At 65.7% G+C, this 14,532-nt stretch carries 15 protein-coding genes, 2 tRNA genes and 2 pseudogenes; 6 read left to right on the forward strand and 13 right to left on the reverse strand.

The genetic code is table 11. The features are described from left to right. Nucleotides 1-145: 145 nt before the first annotated feature. The 3 genes and pseudogenes from ASG32_RS33530 to ASG32_RS26415 all read right to left on the reverse strand — a co-directional run. Nucleotides 146-347 (reverse strand): annotated as a pseudogene (locus ASG32_RS33530) (IS3 family transposase); the annotation flags it as partial. Between the two features lies 1 nt (nucleotide 348). Further along, nucleotides 349-614 (reverse strand): annotated as a pseudogene (locus ASG32_RS33535) (transposase); the annotation flags it as partial. 396 nt (nucleotides 615-1,010) lie between these two features. Beyond that, on the reverse strand, nucleotides 1,011-1,349 hold the full coding sequence (locus ASG32_RS26415; RefSeq protein ID WP_056532214.1) for a hypothetical protein: 339 nt from the start codon (nucleotides 1,347-1,349) through the stop codon (nucleotides 1,011-1,013). A 286-nt stretch (nucleotides 1,350-1,635) separates the two neighbouring features. Here ASG32_RS26415 and ASG32_RS35385 point away from each other — a divergent pair, with 286 nt between their 5' ends. The 4 genes from ASG32_RS35385 to ASG32_RS26435 are packed head-to-tail and all read left to right on the forward strand — an operon-like array spanning nucleotide 1,636 to nucleotide 2,859. After that, complete coding sequence (locus tag ASG32_RS35385) at nucleotides 1,636-2,037, forward strand: hypothetical protein (protein ID WP_244492220.1); 402 nt, start codon at nucleotides 1,636-1,638, stop codon at nucleotides 2,035-2,037. Beyond that, entirely contained in the window at nucleotides 2,034-2,327 is a 294-nt protein-coding gene (locus ASG32_RS26425) for a hypothetical protein (protein ID WP_056532215.1), read from the forward strand. Before ASG32_RS35385 ends, ASG32_RS26425 begins: the two co-directional genes overlap by 4 nt. After that, entirely contained in the window at nucleotides 2,324-2,686 is a 363-nt protein-coding gene (locus ASG32_RS34185) for a hypothetical protein (protein ID WP_157862076.1), read from the forward strand. Before ASG32_RS26425 ends, ASG32_RS34185 begins: the two co-directional genes overlap by 4 nt. Further along, the gene (locus ASG32_RS26435) at nucleotides 2,677-2,859 is read left to right on the forward strand and encodes a hypothetical protein (RefSeq protein ID WP_056532220.1); all 183 of its coding nucleotides are present in this window, start codon (nucleotides 2,677-2,679) and stop codon (nucleotides 2,857-2,859) included. The genes ASG32_RS34185 and ASG32_RS26435 overlap by 10 nt, the downstream gene beginning before the upstream one ends. Before the next feature lie 874 nt (nucleotides 2,860-3,733). Here ASG32_RS26435 and ASG32_RS26440 read toward each other — a convergent pair. From ASG32_RS26440 to ASG32_RS26475, 9 genes are all read right to left on the reverse strand, one after another. Then, nucleotides 3,734-3,808, reverse strand: a tRNA-Thr gene (locus ASG32_RS26440). A gap of 831 nt (nucleotides 3,809-4,639) precedes the next feature. Further along, the gene (locus ASG32_RS32950; RefSeq protein WP_082558064.1) at nucleotides 4,640-5,758 is read right to left on the reverse strand and encodes an acyltransferase; all 1,119 of its coding nucleotides are present in this window, start codon (nucleotides 5,756-5,758) and stop codon (nucleotides 4,640-4,642) included. Between the two features lie 978 nt (nucleotides 5,759-6,736). Next, on the reverse strand, nucleotides 6,737-7,393 hold the full coding sequence (locus ASG32_RS26445) for a class I SAM-dependent methyltransferase (protein WP_056532222.1): 657 nt from the start codon (nucleotides 7,391-7,393) through the stop codon (nucleotides 6,737-6,739). 349 nt (nucleotides 7,394-7,742) lie between these two features. Continuing rightward, nucleotides 7,743-8,120 (reverse strand): hypothetical protein, encoded by a 378-nt coding sequence (locus tag ASG32_RS26450; protein ID WP_056532225.1) that lies wholly within the window; start codon nucleotides 8,118-8,120, stop codon nucleotides 7,743-7,745. 69 nt (nucleotides 8,121-8,189) lie between these two features. Next, a complete protein-coding gene (locus ASG32_RS26455; RefSeq protein WP_056532227.1) occupies nucleotides 8,190-8,519 on the reverse strand; it encodes a hypothetical protein in 330 nt (109 codons plus the stop codon). Between the two features lie 104 nt (nucleotides 8,520-8,623). Then, the gene (locus ASG32_RS26460) at nucleotides 8,624-8,989 is read right to left on the reverse strand and encodes a response regulator (RefSeq protein ID WP_007567202.1); all 366 of its coding nucleotides are present in this window, start codon (nucleotides 8,987-8,989) and stop codon (nucleotides 8,624-8,626) included. A gap of 163 nt (nucleotides 8,990-9,152) precedes the next feature. Further along, the gene (hpt, locus tag ASG32_RS26465) at nucleotides 9,153-9,719 is read right to left on the reverse strand and encodes a hypoxanthine phosphoribosyltransferase (RefSeq protein ID WP_020094392.1); all 567 of its coding nucleotides are present in this window, start codon (nucleotides 9,717-9,719) and stop codon (nucleotides 9,153-9,155) included. 124 nt (nucleotides 9,720-9,843) lie between these two features. Next, nucleotides 9,844-10,212 carry a hypothetical protein gene (locus ASG32_RS26470; RefSeq protein ID WP_056532229.1) on the reverse strand — a complete coding sequence of 123 codons (369 nt, stop codon included), beginning with the start codon at nucleotides 10,210-10,212 and terminating at the stop codon, nucleotides 9,844-9,846. A gap of 251 nt (nucleotides 10,213-10,463) precedes the next feature. Beyond that, nucleotides 10,464-10,540: transfer RNA gene (locus ASG32_RS26475), tRNA-His, on the reverse strand. Between the two features lie 221 nt (nucleotides 10,541-10,761). Here ASG32_RS26475 and ASG32_RS26480 point away from each other — a divergent pair. Both ASG32_RS26480 and ASG32_RS26485 read left to right on the forward strand, forming a co-directional pair. After that, nucleotides 10,762-12,693 carry a chloride channel protein gene (locus tag ASG32_RS26480; RefSeq protein WP_244492222.1) on the forward strand — a complete coding sequence of 644 codons (1,932 nt, stop codon included), beginning with the start codon at nucleotides 10,762-10,764 and terminating at the stop codon, nucleotides 12,691-12,693. Nucleotides 12,694-12,796: 103 nt separating this feature from the next. Then, on the forward strand, nucleotides 12,797-13,888 hold the full coding sequence (locus tag ASG32_RS26485) for a tartrate dehydrogenase (RefSeq protein ID WP_056532231.1): 1,092 nt from the start codon (nucleotides 12,797-12,799) through the stop codon (nucleotides 13,886-13,888). Nucleotides 13,889-14,147: 259 nt separating this feature from the next. Here the strand turns inward: ASG32_RS26485 and ASG32_RS26490 are convergent. Continuing rightward, nucleotides 14,148-14,532, reverse strand: a 385-nt coding sequence (locus ASG32_RS26490) for a transketolase C-terminal domain-containing protein (RefSeq protein ID WP_280141612.1), incomplete at its 5' end; no start/stop codon positions are given.

Here is a 14,532-nt window from a genome sequence, read left to right on the forward strand (position 1 = left end):
ATCTCGGGACCGAGGCGGCGATCCACATCGCCGCCCTGGAGGACGAGCGGGCCGACCGCCGGGCCGCCGGCGAGCGCTTCACCCGGGCCATGGCGGCCTGATGTTCAACCCGCCGCCCGCACACGGAATTCCTGACAGTCCCCGGTTTTTTTGTGCGCGCGAGGTCGAGCGCCTCCTTCAGGATCTCGACCTCCATGGTCTTGCGCCCGAGCAGGCGTTCGAGGTCGCGCACGCGCCGCTCCAGCTCGCGAACCCGGCTGGTGCCGACGACCTCCTCGTCGGCGTGCACGGCCTGATGGCCGCCCTCCAGCATGCGCCGCTTCCACGAGAACAGCAGGCTGGGCGAGNCGAACCCGGCTGGTGCCGACGACCTCCTCGTCGGCGTGCACGGCCTGATGGCCGCCCTCCAGCATGCGCCGCTTCCACGAGAACAGCAGGCTGGGCGAGAGGCCGTAGCGGCGGGCGACGAACGACACGGACGAGCCGGGCTGCTGGCTCTCCTCGACGAAGCGGATCTTCTCGGTGGTAGACCAGCGCCGTCGACGCTGAACGCCGGACAGGATCTCGCCGTGCACCGGCGGGGCGGTCGGATCGGATGACATAGCCTTACCCATAGGCCAACGCCTATGCCTTCGTGAGCTATGCCGCCTGTCCGGTCAAAACGGGGTGCGGTTCAGGAGGGGCTTCCGTCCGCGACCTTTTGCAACCGTTCCCCTGGCCCCTCGCCGCTCTCGTCGATGAAGATGACGCCGGCCGCTACCACAAGCGCAGCAGGAAACCGCCGGCCAACACCACGACGATAAGGGTCACGACAGAGACGGCGATCTTCTGGGCTACCTTGGGCAACTGGTAGGGGCTGCGCCGACGCGGTCTGAAGGCGACGACCTTCGGGTCCGATAGGTGCTGGGTGAGGCTGTCTGGCAACCTCTGCTTCGCCCGCCCTTTGCGCATGCTGGTCTTCCTCCGACTACTTCGTCTTTACCGCCTATCCCACGAGGCTGGAGATGGGATCAGCGAGGCACCACCTTCAGCTCGCCGGCCATCCACATCTCCCCCACCATTGTGGACATGCAGGTCGACAGGACTTGGTAGGATGGAGTGACCAACATGAGGTCCTTCACGCACGCCGCGCGGACGCTGTCTGGCGTCTCCGCCCATAGCGCACGAAAGTGACCTTCAGCCTTCGCCTCACTGTCGAGACACTGCTGCTTGAAAGCCTCGTCATCAACGAGTTCGGCGGTAGTGGTGCAATAAGCTGTGCCGTTGATCGTCGGCAGTTGCTCATCCGCTCGGGCGGAGATCATCGCCAATGCGCTCCCGGCCACAACATAGGCGAGAGCGCTGCGCATCACGATCGCCTTGCCTTCAACGCTTCCTCGACGAGGCGGCGGATGGCTTCGGACCTAGAGGGCTTGTCGGGCTGAGCCTCGCGCCAATCGTCAATGCCATCGCGCAGGCTGTCCGACATACGGAAGCCGTACATCGGATCGCGACCTGTCGCCGGGCGACCACGTTTTTTTGGTTCAGCCATAATTGACAGGTGCATGTTTTAGGTTTAGCAGAAAAGGCGAGCCGGAGCAAGGCTGGAACCCTCGCTCACGGCTCTAACCACCAACCGCACCGGGAGTGCTGTTCATGGCTATCCACCACCCTACACCGCCCCTCGTCGGCGGTGAACGCCCGCGCTTGCCTTCAGCACAGGTAGGACCGGTCACACAGGCCATCCGAGCGATGCAACGGCCAGCTTGGCCACTGCATGGTGTTCGCCAACTTGGCGACGACCATAATGTCGGAAAATCCGATGTTTTCCGGTTTGAGGACAGCGGCATCCGCGCCCTGTCCCGCACGGAGGTCGAGGATCTGATCGGCGGCCTGATCGATCTCCTCGACGCCATGGACGGCGACGCGGACGCGGAGGACGTCGACGTGGATCTGGAAGACGGCCACGACGCCGAGGGCAACACCGACGACAACGGCATCGCCGACTACGACGCGATCGGCGAGCAGGGCTTCCTGGGCTACGGGAGGTGCGCATGACCGCCGCCCGAACCCAGACCGAGATTGCGGCTTGGAACGAGGAGTTAGGCAGGCGCTATCGCGAATGCGAAAGCGATATCTGCGACCTACGACTCCGCGGCATCGTCCTTGAGGCGTTCTTCTCTGAGACCATCAGGGAGACGGAGGGGGCGCCGAAGTTCGGCAAGAACGTCACGATCATCCTGACCCGGGAGCAGATCGAGGCGCTGGAGTTCCTGATCAGCCAGCAGCAGACGCAGGTCCTGGCTCTCCACCGCCGCTTCTATGCCGACGTGGAGGACGAGCAATGACCGCCTCCACCCGCCGCGCCGCCCTCGGCGCCCTCCTTGCGGCCCCGCTGGCCTCCGTGCCGGTTATCGCTGCTCCGACCTCAAATCTGGCTGCGGCTTGCAACGCTGCGGCAGAGCGCTGGAACTGGGTGAAGGATCCCTTTCATCCGGACTGCGTCTGGCCGGATGAGCGCATGAATGCGGAGCTCGACCGCTTCATGGCGGTGATCGAGCGATCCATCGAGGAGCCCAGCACCTCTCTGCGAGACCTCGCCGCCAAGGCGCGTCTGATGATCGCGGAGCACGACGACGGCGACAAGTATCAAGGGCACCGGGCCCTCATCGCTCTCTTGAATGAGGTGGTGGCACTATGCGGCTGATCTACGCCTTCCTCGCGGTCCGGATGCTCCGGCTCGCCCGCTTCGATCTGTTCAGGCACGAGCTGCTGATGGCTGACGCGGACGCGGCTCTCGCTCGTTCACGGGATCGGGTGCGGCTGGCCGAAGCCCTGGCAGCTCGGGCGGACCTGCCGTCGCTGGCGGCCGGTCGGTGAGACGTTGCCGCACTTATGCGGCCACGTGTCTCGCCAACTTGGCGACTCACGAGAAGGGGGTAGCGTTTCGCGATCCCCTTCGCATCCACGCCCGCTGCCGAGGGATTGGGGACCACCAGGTGGCGGGCGTGGAGATCGGCGGGTGGGCCGACGCGCAAAGCTACAGGTTATCAGCTTGGCTGTCGCGAATATTCGTCCGTCACCTAACGAACGCAGTTTTGCGCTGGCTGCGGTGGGCATCCACGCCCGCCCGTCGGCCGATCGGGGGCATGCCTAGAGCAGGCGTGGAAGATCAGCGAGAAGCCGACGCGGGCGGCTATGACTGAGGCCGGAGCAGCGCACAAGTTAATTGTGCGTCATCTAGCGGTCGGAACTACTCATCCACGCCCGCCCCGAACTGCTGGGGGCGAGCTATGAGCGGGCGTGGACAGCCGACCAACCGCCCCCTCAAGGCGAGCCGACGCCGTCACCGTAAACTTAAGCGTGTGGGGAGAACACAGCTTTTGATGCACGGAACTGCATTTCAGCATCCACGCCCGCCCTTCGGTGTGGGGGGACGAACGTCTGGGCGGGCGTGGCGGTCGAGAGGAGGCTCGACGGTTCGAATGAATGCAAAATCCATGCATCCACGCCCGCCGTGACAGCTGAGGGGCATATCTGCGGACGGGCGTGGACGGCCAACGAGACGGTCGAGAACTCGCCGGCAAGTTGAGCGCTAGCCCGGTCGCCTTGCCAAAATATGACCGCCACTCGCGCATCCGGCGCCGGCAACAATAGGCCAGCGAAACACCTCCGCCGTTACCCCTACTGTTACCCTCGTTGGGAAGTAGGGGCATTGGTGGAGGCAAAATTAGGCCTAAGCCATTGAAGGATATGGTGCCGGTGGAGAGGATCGAACTCCCGACCTTCGGTTTACAAAACCGCTGCACTACCGCTGTGCTACACCGGCAGGCGCTCTGAAACCATTGAGAAAATTGGCGGTTTCGGTGCGTCAGAGGCGCTTTTGACTACGTTTGGGGGCGCTTCGTCAAGGCACACATCTCGGCACGTTCCGTTCATCGTGCGTGCGCGCAACCCTTGGAGTGGGCCGAAGAAGGCCGGCGCCCGAGCGATGCGGGAGGCGGCACAGTTCATGGCAAAGTCCACGGTTTGGGAGTGAATGGCCAAGGAGCCCTCGACTCGCCGAGCTGCGCGAGACCACGAGGTTACCGATCGGGCGATCCGCGCCGTGGTCGTCGCGGTGCTGGCCGACCGCGCCGGCAGGACCTACCCGCTTCCGAAGGGTCGGCGCCGTGACATCACCGCGACCATTCGACAGAACACTCGCGCGGCTGTTGCGCGCCGCCCACAAGCCGGCTCGAAAGCGCAACATGGTTCGGACCGCGATCCTGCTGGGGCACTCGATATAGAGGTGAGCGTGATAGATCCCGGTGCCGCCCGAGCGGCGACTGCCGAATGCGTAATGGAGCGGTTGAGCGGCTTCGCGCAGGGAAGCGGCGTCAGTGGTAGGGTCGCCTGCCAGATCATCGAATGGGTGATCGCCTCCCCAACCGATCGCCGCAGGCGGAGACCTGTTGGCAAGGCGCGCACGTGCATCCTGATCGCACCCGGGTAGCAGGGTCGACGACGAAACCCCTCGCGCCTCGTAGCGGCTTCGCTGGGAGGGATCGTCCTGACAGGACATGGTCCAAATGTCTAGAATGTGCGGTCGATACTGAATTCGGTTTTCGATATTTCCGCTGCTTCCAGTGTGCGGAATACATCTAAGTCGACAAGATGTCTATCTGCTCTTCAGATCGAATCCGATGTTATTCTTATATGTGTGAAGTAGTTTTCCGCAATAAGACATGCACCAGCTTTCGAATTTCATTAACGGATCCCGAAGGGGGAGTGCTCTTTTCTCAATGCAATGCCATGAAAAATAGGCAACCGAAATTATTATCGGGATCGAAATTAGAAAATTAATCCACCACTGCCGAAGATCCGGAAAAACTGCAGACACTGCCTGTTGTATCGGAAATCCATACAAGAAAATGCCATATGAATAATCTCCGCTTGACACAATTGCGGACCGTGTCGGATTCCGCATCCCCAAATAGATAGTCACATAGGCGGCAGGAAGTGCGGAGAGGGCATTGAAGATCGGAAGATAAAGAAACCCAACCATGGCAATTGCGCATGCGAAGAAAATCGGGGCGCTATATGGAACTCGATCTCTGACCCGATAGAAATACGCACCGTACAGAAAAGATAAAACAAGCACAGGACCGCGAACAGTCCCTTCGTCAACCTGCGTTCGCGTATAGATGGTGATCATGACTAAGATTTGCATCACCAGGCAGCCGAACAAAATCAGTTTTTCTGATCTGTAGAAACCGATTATATAGAATAAGGATATCAATATGTAGCAATACAATTCGTAAGGAAGTGTCCATAATTGCGCGTTCACCTGCGTAGTTGGATTGTCAGTAAAGACGCCGGGGAGATAATACCGAACGACGCCTATCATGTTCAAAGTATAGGACCAAAAAACTGGGTCCGTAAAATACTTTTGCAGCGGGTAATACGTGAACAGCGCTCCAACGATCATCATTGCTATTGTCGATTCCACTGCCAGCGCAGGGAAGATGCGAATTAGCCGAAGTCCCAAGAACCCGACGATCGTTCGAGAGCGTTCTAGACTTCCGGAAACGAGGAATCCGCTCAGTGCGAAAAACATGGGAAGTATCATGGCCCATATTGGCCGCGACGGTCCCAAAATGAGCCATCTTTGAGCTTCTATTCCATAAGAAACTATCACAGTATGCCACAACACTATCATTGCGGCGAGACCAATTCGCATATAATCGAAGCCGGATGGCCGCCCTTTCGTCAGAAAGAGGCGTTCACTCAGAGTCATCGTTTCCGTCCCTCCCGGAAGCCGGGATTGATATCTTAATCCGGATCGTACCTCCGAATGGGAAATTTTAAAATTATAAAGAAGATTACGCTATTGAACGTATCACCATATCCGAATGGCTAACATGTGTGGGCTTCGAGAAGGCTTGATGCCCAAATTCCTCGACGGCCATCGATATTGCAGAGCGTACCGAGATCCACTGCCGTGCGCGCGCCTCGCTCGCTGCACGCGCTGGCTCGGTCGGAGGCCTATGGCTAACAATCGGCAATGCGCGCCTGAGCTGGAGTCGGCGGCACGTGGTCGGTGATACGACCGCTCACGCGTCAGTCGCCGGCAGATTGCTCACCTGCGTCGTGTCCCGCTGCGTACGAATCGACAACTTGGTGTTCCGGTCGTGCCGACTGACCCGCCCCGCGCACCGGCACCATTTAAGCAGGGTTTGGTCGGGCCGAGGCCGATGGAGGTCGGGACCCCGGTCCAGGCCGGCACCGTGGCGTGCGGGTGTTGCGCGCGCTCGACCTTCCAGCCCAGTGCCGCGTCCGACAGGTCGGGAAGCTCTCGTCGACCGGGTCGATCCCCATCTGCGCGGGCAGGGTTGGTCCGACCCAACGTATCCCCGTCGAGGGTGAAGTTCGTCGAGGGCGCCGCTCGCGCGAGCAGCAGGGGCTGTTGCCGTGGATCAGCGCCACGGCGCGGCCGCCGCCGATCCGGTCGGGGTGGCCTGGCCTCCGAGGAAGGGCTCGCCCGGGCCGGCAGGCCGCCAGGTCAGCCCAGGCATCGTCCGGTACTCCGCGCGTTCGTATAGAAGCGTAGAAGGCCTCCGATGATCGCATCAACGCGAAGCCCGTTCGCCGTCGGATGCGCGCGAAATGCCGTATCGCTCACATATTCCCTGCCCGTCATTCCGTTCACCGCCATGCGTATGCCGAGCGGTTGCCAATGTGTCAGAAGCGATGGCGATTCCCGGTGCGGATCCCGCTAGACCTCGAACCAGAAGCTGGCACCCTCGTCGCACATGCCCTCACGATGCATGTACTTGATCGGAGCGATAATGTCGGACGCAGGCTTATAGTAAAATATCATGGCGAGAATGTATTGCTCGTTCGAAAACAGCGTGTCGCAAATCTCAGGATACTTATATGGCAGAGGGATGTCGTGCACATGCACGATCACGCCCGGCCGGAGAAGCGGGTAGATTCGCAGGAAGAAATGCGTCGTGTCGCTGCCATGGAACAGGAGATGGCTGCCATCCAGCATCAGCCCATCGCCATCCTTCAGCGATTGAAAGTAGGACGGGTCAACATCGATAAGGCCGTTAGAAATCCACTTATCCGCAATGTCGCGGACGCTTGAGCGCGGATTGGGGTCGATGCACTCGATCTTGGTGTCGATCTTGTACTTGCCGATTGCGCGGCGAGCGAATTTCGTACTGTTGCCGCCTCCGACCTCGACATACCGGGCCGGCTTGCGTGTGGCGAGGACAGTCGTCAGGGCCAATGCGTCGCCGTAGCTGAAGTAGCCGTTCGGCAGGAACGGTGTCCGGCCGTCGAGGTCGCGGTCAGCGACGTCCGAGAAATCGGCGAATTGCTTCATGTCGTCGGCGAACGTTCTGAAGTGCCGGCTCTTGCGCTCCATGCGTTCGAGCAGCCAGGAATATGGCGTTCGATTCAACTCAGTTTTGACAACGTAGTCGCCGTCGAGAGGGCAGCTAGGCCCAGATTTCGATATCCGGGCATGAGCACTCGTCCATTGGTGTAATACGGCGCCAACGTATGGGCGCCCTGGAACATTTCGAGCGTTGGATGTGATATCTTATCAATAGTTTCGTTAGTCGGCACAGGCGTACCGGTTCAGACCCGCCGCCACCGCGTGGGGGGCGCTGAGAACGGAAGGTGGGGGGCGCGCGAGACAGGTACTCGGTTCGCAGAAACGGCGTACAAGCGCCGCTCAATCCGAGCCGCGCCAGGATCTGCGCGGCCGGCCCTCAATGGCCCGAGCGGCGGATCAGGCCCTTGAGGCGCTGGTCGGCGGTGTCGACGCGGTCGGCGATGCCGCGCCGGATGCATTTGCCGACGGAATCGCCGGCGTAGAACCCGACCGTCTGGTCCTGGTTGCGGCAGGACTGGACCGGCGGCCACGCCACCACCCCCGCCACGACCAGCAGCACGACCAGGCAGTCGACGACGAGCCAGCCCTTCCAGCCGAGCCGGAAGCCGCGCCGCCGCTCGGGCGCCCGGTTCCGGCGCGGGGTGCGGTGCGCGCCGTCCGGGCCGACCCGCGCCATGCGAGCGCGGAACTGGGCCTCCTCGAGGGCGTCGGAGGCGCGGCCGGACGAGGCCGGGAGGAGCGGGCGGGTGGACATGGCGGCCTCGCGGAGGTCAGTTCGGAGCGGATCGGATCGGCGGAGCGCGGCAGGGCATTGAGCGGGCGCTCAGTCGATGAGCCGCTTCAGGAGCGCGAGGTTGTCCTGGATCGACAGGACGTTGCCGAGCATCTCGGTGCGGGCGCAGGCCCCGGCCCCGACGAGCCCGAGCCAGCCCGCTGCCGGGCGGGCGCTGCAATCCGCGAAGCTGCCGTACAGGAACAGCCCGGCCGGCACCGCGAGGAGGGCGAGCTTCGTCGGCGAGAAGAACCGCCCGAAGACGCTACTGCGCGGGCGCCGCGCGTCGCGGTCGTCGTCCCAGTCCCGGTCGTCCGGCTCCCAGCCGTAGCGGTCCGCCTGATACGCCGCCGCGTCGATGTCCCGGTCCCGGCGATACATGGCGTTCCGTGCTCGGTCTGATCAGTCGGACCGAAGGTACCACGCTTTCGTGAAGCTCAACCTAAGAGCAATGTTTAAGTTCTTCTGAACCGGTCTCGCCCGGCTCATGCGGCGAGCGCCCGCCTCACCGTGGCGCGCAGATCCGCCAGGGAGAAGGGCTTGGTCAGCACGTCGGTGACGATGGCGTCGAGCCCGCGCGCGCGCTCGCGCTGATCGGCGAAGCCGGTCATCAGCAGGATGGTCAGGTCGGGGAAGTCGCGCTTGGCGGCGAGGGCCAGCGCGATGCCGTCCATGAGCGGCATGCGGATGTCGGTGAGCATCAGGTCGAAGCCGCCGTCGGCCTCGTTGAGGCGGTCGAGCCCGTCGCTGCCGTCGTTGGCCGTGACGACCGCGTGCCCGTCGATCTCGAGCCCCCGCTTCAGGAAGCCCCGGACGGTCTCTTCGTCATCCACCAGGAGGATGCGCGCCATGTGGTCCCGTAACCGTCCCCGAAATCCGCGCGCGCCGCGTCGCGACGCCGCGCACGCTCAAATGTCGACAGACGCAGACGAATTCTCCGACTGTCAAGTCGTCGCAGGCTGAATTGTCCCGCGGGTCGCGGCGCGCGGCGAAAATGCCGCGCCGCGGGCACGGTCAGGCGTCGAACAGGTCCGGGGCGCCGTCCCCGTAATCGACCACGCCCACGAAGGGCAACTGGCGGAAGGCGTGGGCGGCGTCCATCCCGTAGCCGACGACGAACACGTCGGGGCAGGTGAAACCGACGAAATCCGCGTCGATCGTCACGGCGCGCTTGCCGGGCTTCTCCAGCAGCACCGCGGTGAGGACGCGCCGGGCGCCGCGGGCCATCAGCAGGTCCTTGGCGAAGACGACGGTCCGGCCGGATTCCAGGATGTCGTCCACGAGCAGCACGTCCCGCCCGCGCACCTCGCTCTGCACGTCGCGCAGGATCTCGACCTGCCCGCTGGAGACCGTCCCGGTGCGGTAGCTCGACAGGTGCACGAACTCGACCTGCGGGGCGAGGCCTACCCGGTGCAGCGACCGGAGCAGGTCGGCCGCGAACATGAAGCTGCCCTTGAGCACCGCCACGACGAGGAGGTTCTCGGGCCGCGCGGCGAGGATCTCGCGGGCGAGCTCGTCGTTGCGCTTGGCGATGGCCGCCTCGTCGAACAGGGTGCGGACGCGCCGTTCAGGGATGCTCATCTCTCGTGTCCCGAAGCCCGTTGGCGCGGCGGCGCCCGCCGCCACGCTCGGGAACGGTCTTAGCGTCCCGGGCGCGCGCGGGGAACTCCGGATCCGCCAGATGGTCCGGCGCCGTCGACGCGGGTCAGCCTTCGGCCGCCTGCCGGAACGGTCGGAGCAAGCGGGTGAGCCCGCGCCGGCGCGCCGGCCGGGCCGGTCGCCGCGCCGCGGCCAGGTCCGGCCCCGCATAGGTCCCGTCGGCGTCGTCCCCGTCGACCGCGTCGTCGTCCGGGTCGTCCGGTTCGACGTGCCGGACCTGCTCGAGGACGTCCGTCACGATGCGCGGGATGGGCCGCGCGTGCTCTTCCAGGAGCAGCGAGGCTGTCCAGAGGCGACTCGCGTTCGCGAGGGGCAGCTTCCCCTGTGTCAGGCGCTCCATCAGCATCCGGTCGGCGAGCGAGGCCGCGAGGTCGCTCACGATCTCGAGCTGATCCTGCTGTGTCGTGCTCTTCATGGCAGTCTTCACGCTAACGAAAATAGTCTTCTCCCAAACGGGACGGTATGCGAGCAAATTTGGCGATTCTATAACGTGCGTGAGCATTGGAGCGGCCGCCTGTGTACAGGCCGGCTCCGGCGCGAGGACCGGTCCCGTCGACTCCGATCGGGTCGGGGTTCGGGCCGGCCCTGATCCGGCGCGGCGCCATCTGCGCACAAGCAAAAGGGGCTGGCGATCCGCCAACCCCTCGCGCTGTCGAGCTGAATGGATGGTACCACCGCCCCGGCTCGAACGGGGGACCCCCAGATCCACAATCTGGTGCTCTAACCAACTGAGCTACGGCGGCACTGGCGCGGGGTGTATCGTGGGCCGCGGCAGTTTTCAAGGCGATGCGTGCACGGGATTTGGACTTCGTGGACAGCGCCGTCCGAGCCCCCCGCGCCGGGGCCGGCTGCGCTCCCGCAGCACCGCCCGTTTGCAACGGGCTCGGCCCCGGCTGTAACTGCGGCGGCGGGGCCGACGCGTCGGCCCCGCCGATCGGGCGGACCGGAGGCGAGGGGGCGGACCGTGAGCGCGCGACAGCCATCGGGCGCCGCCGGCGGGGGCAGGGCGCCCGGCGACGGATCGGCCGACGTCCCGGCCCGGCGGCCCGTCAGGCCGGCGCGGAGGCCCCGTCGGCGCTGGACCGGGATCGGGCTCGTCCAGGCCCCCGGGCGGCTCCGCAGCCTCGTCCGACGGAGCGAGGGCGGCCTCGTCGCCCTCGCGACCCTGGTGGGCTGCGTCGCCGGCGTGGCGGTGTCCGCCATGACCTGGATCACCCAGACCCTGCGCGAGCATCTCTACCAGTTGCCCGCGGGCGCGCGCCTCAGCGCCGTCGACGCCGTGCCGCCGGCGCTCCTGCTCGTGGGCCCGTGCCTCGGCGGCGCCGTCCTCGGCCTGCTGATCGTCGCCGCCAACTACGTCCGCGGCCCGCGCAAGCGCCCGGCCATCGACCCGATCGAGGCCAACGCCCTGCACGGCGGCCGCATGTCCCTGCGCGACAGCCTCTACCTCGCGCTCCAGAACGTCATCTCGAACGGGTCCGGCGCCTCGGTGGGTCTGGAAGCCGGCTACACACAGATCGCCTCAGGCCTCGCCTCGCGCCTGGGCATCGCCTTCGAAGTGCGGCGCAGCGACCTGCGCACCCTGGTCGGCTGCGGCGCGGCCGGGGCGATCGCGGCCGGCTTCGGGGCGCCGCTCGCCGGCGCGTTCTACGCCTTCGAGCTGATCATCGGCACCTACTCGATCGCCACGCTGACGCCCGTGGTCGTCGCGGCGCTGTGCGGCAATTTGATCTCGCGCGCCCTGATCGAGGCGCAGCCGCTCGTCGATCTCGGCGACATGCAGGCGGTCACGACCTCGCACGTCACCAGCCTCGAGATCCTGCCGAGCCTCGCCCTCGGGCTGTTCTGCGCGGGCCTCGGGATCCTGATCATGCGCGGGGTCACGCTGGTCGAGCGCCTCGTCCAGGCCTCCGGCGTGCCGCGGGTGGCGGCGCCCGCCTTCGGGGGGCTGTGCGTCGGCGCGCTGGCGCTGCTCGCGACGCCGCAGGTGCTCTCGGGCGGCCACGGCGCCCTGCACATGCACTTCGCCGCCGAGGGGCAGGGGCACGGCATCGCGGTCCTGGCCGGGCTGTTCGCCGCCAAGGCCACGGCCTCGGCGATCTCGATCGGCTCGGGCTTCCGCGGCGGCCTGTTCTTCGCGTCGCTGTTCCTCGGGGCCATCGCCGGCAAGCTGTTCGCCGCCCTCGCCCCCGTGCTGGTGCCGCCGCTGGCGGATTTCGGCCTGACGCCGCTCGCCTACGCGGTCATCGGCATGAGCGCCCTGGCGGTGGCGGTCATCGGCGGCCCGCTCACCATGACGTTCCTGGCCCTGGAGGTCACCGGCAGCCTGCCGATCACCGGCGTCGTGCTGGCGGCGGTGATCGCGTCCTCGCTCACCGTGCGCAAGACCTTCGGCTACTCCTTCGCCACGTGGCGCTTCCACCTGCGCGGCGAGAGTATCCGCAGCCCCCACGACGTTGGCTGGATCCGCTCGCTCACGGTCGGCCGGCTGATGCGCCGCAATCCCGGCACCGTGGCCCTGGACACGCCGCTGCCCACCTTCCTGCGCGCCCATCCCCTCGGCTCGCCCTCCCGGGTGATCGCCGTGGACGGGGCGGGGCGCTACGCCGGCATCCTGAACGTGCCCGAGACGCACGCGGCCGCCCGGGATTCCGGCGCCGACGCGCAGCCGGTCCTCGCCGACCTGCTCCTGCACGCGGACGATTTCCTGACGCCGGGGATGAACGCCAAGGACGCCGCGGCCGCCTTCGACCGGACCGAGAGCGAGGCGCTCGCGGTCGTCGAGAGCGCCGAGAGCCGGAAGGTTCTGGGACTGCTCACCGAGAGCCACACCCTCAAGCGCTACAGCGAGGAGCTCGACCGCCAGCGCCGGGCGATGGCGGGCGAAACCGACTGATTGTCAGGTCGGGGTGTTGACCCGATCCCGGCGCGGACCAATCACCTGATGCCGACGACCCGGGCCCCGCAGAGGCCCGCCCCTCGGAACGCTTGGAGGATTCATGGCCGCCCCAGAGAACAGCCAGCAGCGTCGCTACCGCATCGCGGTGATCCCCGGCGACGGCATCGGCAAGGAGGTGGTGCCGGAGGGCGTGCGCGTGCTGGAGCAGGCGGCCAAGCGGCACGGCTTCGGCCTCCAACTCGACTGGTTCGATTTCGCCAGCTGCGACTATTACGAGCAGCACGGCCGGATGATGCCGGAGGACTGGAAGGCGCGGATCGAGACCCACGACGCGATCTATTTCGGTGCCGTCGGCATGCCCGAGCGCGTGCCCGACCACATCTCGCTCTGGGGCTCGCTGATCCTGTTCCGGCGGGAATTCGACCAGTACGCGAACCTGCGCCCGGTGCGGCTGATGCCGGGGGTGAAGTGCCCGCTCGCCGACCGCAAGCCCGGCGACATCGACTTCTGGGTGGTCCGGGAGAACACCGAGGGCGAGTACTCGAACGCGGGCGGCCGGATGTTCGCCGGCACCGACCGGGAGTTCGCCCTGCAGGAGACGATCATGACCCGGCACGGGACGGACCGGATTCTCCGGTTCGCCTTCGAGCTGGCCCAGAAGCGCCCGAAGAAGCACCTGACCTCGGCCACGAAGTCGAACGGCATCTCGATCACCATGCCGTACTGGGACGAGCGGGTGAAGGCGGTGGCCGAGGCCTACCCGGACGTCCGGTGGGACCAGTACCACATCGACATCCTGACCGCGCATTTCGTCCTGAACCCGGACCGGTTCGACGTGGTGGTGGCCTCCAACCTGTTCGGCGACATCCTGTCGGATCTCGGGCCCGCCTGCACGGGCACGATCGGCATCGCGCCCTCCGGCAACATCAACCCGGAGCGGGTGCACCCGTCGGTGTTCGAGCCGGTTCACGGCTCGGCGCCGGACATCGCCGGCCAGGGGATCGCCAACCCGATCGGCCAGATCTGGTCGGGGGCGATGATGCTGGAGCATCTCGGCGAGCACGCGGCGGCGGCCGAGATCGTCGGCGGGATCGAGCGGGTGCTGTCCGAGCGGACGCTGCGCACCCGCGACCTCGGCGGGAATGCCGACACGCTGACCTGCGGCAAGGCGGTGGAGCAGGCGCTGGGGTAGGGCAATCACCCCGAGCCTCCCTTCCACGCCCTCATGTGCGGTGCCCGCGTCAGCGGGCCTCGAAGGAGCCCTCCAGGGATCGTGAGACCGCTGGAAGGCTCCTTCGAGGACTACGCTGCGCTCCGCCCTTCAGGATGAGGTGGGATTCCGTTTCCGTCTCAAGGCTGTGGTTGAGATGCCCTCTCCGTCATCACGAGCGGAGGTCCGAATACATCGACAGCGAACGGAATGAGCGCGGGAGACCGCGCTCTCCGTGGCGTCAGCGGGGGCGGCGGCGCACGCTCACGACGTTGCTCGCCGGCTCGGCCTTGGCGGTCTCTGCCGGCAGTGTGTCGAGGGCGGTCTTGACGATGGTCGTGGCGTCGAGGCCCGCCTCGGCGTACATCTTCTCCGGGCTGTCGTGGTCCTGGTAGGCGTCCGGCAGCGTCATCGTCCGCACCCGCACTCCGCCCGCGTCCAGCGCGCCCCGCTCCGCCAGCAGGTGCAGCACCATCGCGCCGAACCCGCCCCGCGAGCCCTCCTCGATCGTGATCAGAACCTCGTGGTCGCGCGCCAGATCCAGGATCAGCGCCTCGTCCAGCGGCTTGGCGAACCGCGCGTCCGCCACCGTCACCGCCACGCCCTGCTCGGCCAGCGTGTCGGCC

Source organism: Methylobacterium sp. Leaf361 (genome assembly GCF_001424445.1).
Lineage (GTDB): Bacteria > Pseudomonadota > Alphaproteobacteria > Rhizobiales > Beijerinckiaceae > Methylobacterium.

Bases quoted from the DNA above. Each gene is read 5' to 3' on its own strand.
- ASG32_RS26415 (WP_056532214.1), bottom strand. From the start codon at position 1,349: ATGCGCAGCGCTCTCGCCTATGTTGTGGCCGGGAGCGCATTGGCGATG.
- ASG32_RS35385 (WP_244492220.1), top strand. From the start codon at position 1,636: ATGGCTATCCACCACCCTACACCGCCCCTCGTCGGCGGTGAACGCCCG.
- ASG32_RS26425 (WP_056532215.1), top strand. From the start codon at position 2,034: ATGACCGCCGCCCGAACCCAGACCGAGATTGCGGCTTGGAACGAGGAG.
- ASG32_RS34185 (WP_157862076.1), top strand. From the start codon at position 2,324: ATGACCGCCTCCACCCGCCGCGCCGCCCTCGGCGCCCTCCTTGCGGCC.
- ASG32_RS26435 (WP_056532220.1), top strand. From the start codon at position 2,677: ATGCGGCTGATCTACGCCTTCCTCGCGGTCCGGATGCTCCGGCTCGCC.
- ASG32_RS32950 (WP_082558064.1), bottom strand. From the start codon at position 5,758: ATGACTCTGAGTGAACGCCTCTTTCTGACGAAAGGGCGGCCATCCGGC.
- ASG32_RS26445 (WP_056532222.1), bottom strand. From the start codon at position 7,393: ATGGAGCGCAAGAGCCGGCACTTCAGAACGTTCGCCGACGACATGAAG.
- ASG32_RS26450 (WP_056532225.1), bottom strand. From the start codon at position 8,120: ATGTCCACCCGCCCGCTCCTCCCGGCCTCGTCCGGCCGCGCCTCCGAC.
- ASG32_RS26455 (WP_056532227.1), bottom strand. From the start codon at position 8,519: ATGTATCGCCGGGACCGGGACATCGACGCGGCGGCGTATCAGGCGGAC.
- ASG32_RS26460 (WP_007567202.1), bottom strand. From the start codon at position 8,989: ATGGCGCGCATCCTCCTGGTGGATGACGAAGAGACCGTCCGGGGCTTC.
- hpt (WP_020094392.1), bottom strand. From the start codon at position 9,719: ATGAGCATCCCTGAACGGCGCGTCCGCACCCTGTTCGACGAGGCGGCC.
- ASG32_RS26470 (WP_056532229.1), bottom strand. From the start codon at position 10,212: ATGAAGAGCACGACACAGCAGGATCAGCTCGAGATCGTGAGCGACCTC.
- ASG32_RS26485 (WP_056532231.1), top strand. From the start codon at position 12,797: ATGGCCGCCCCAGAGAACAGCCAGCAGCGTCGCTACCGCATCGCGGTG.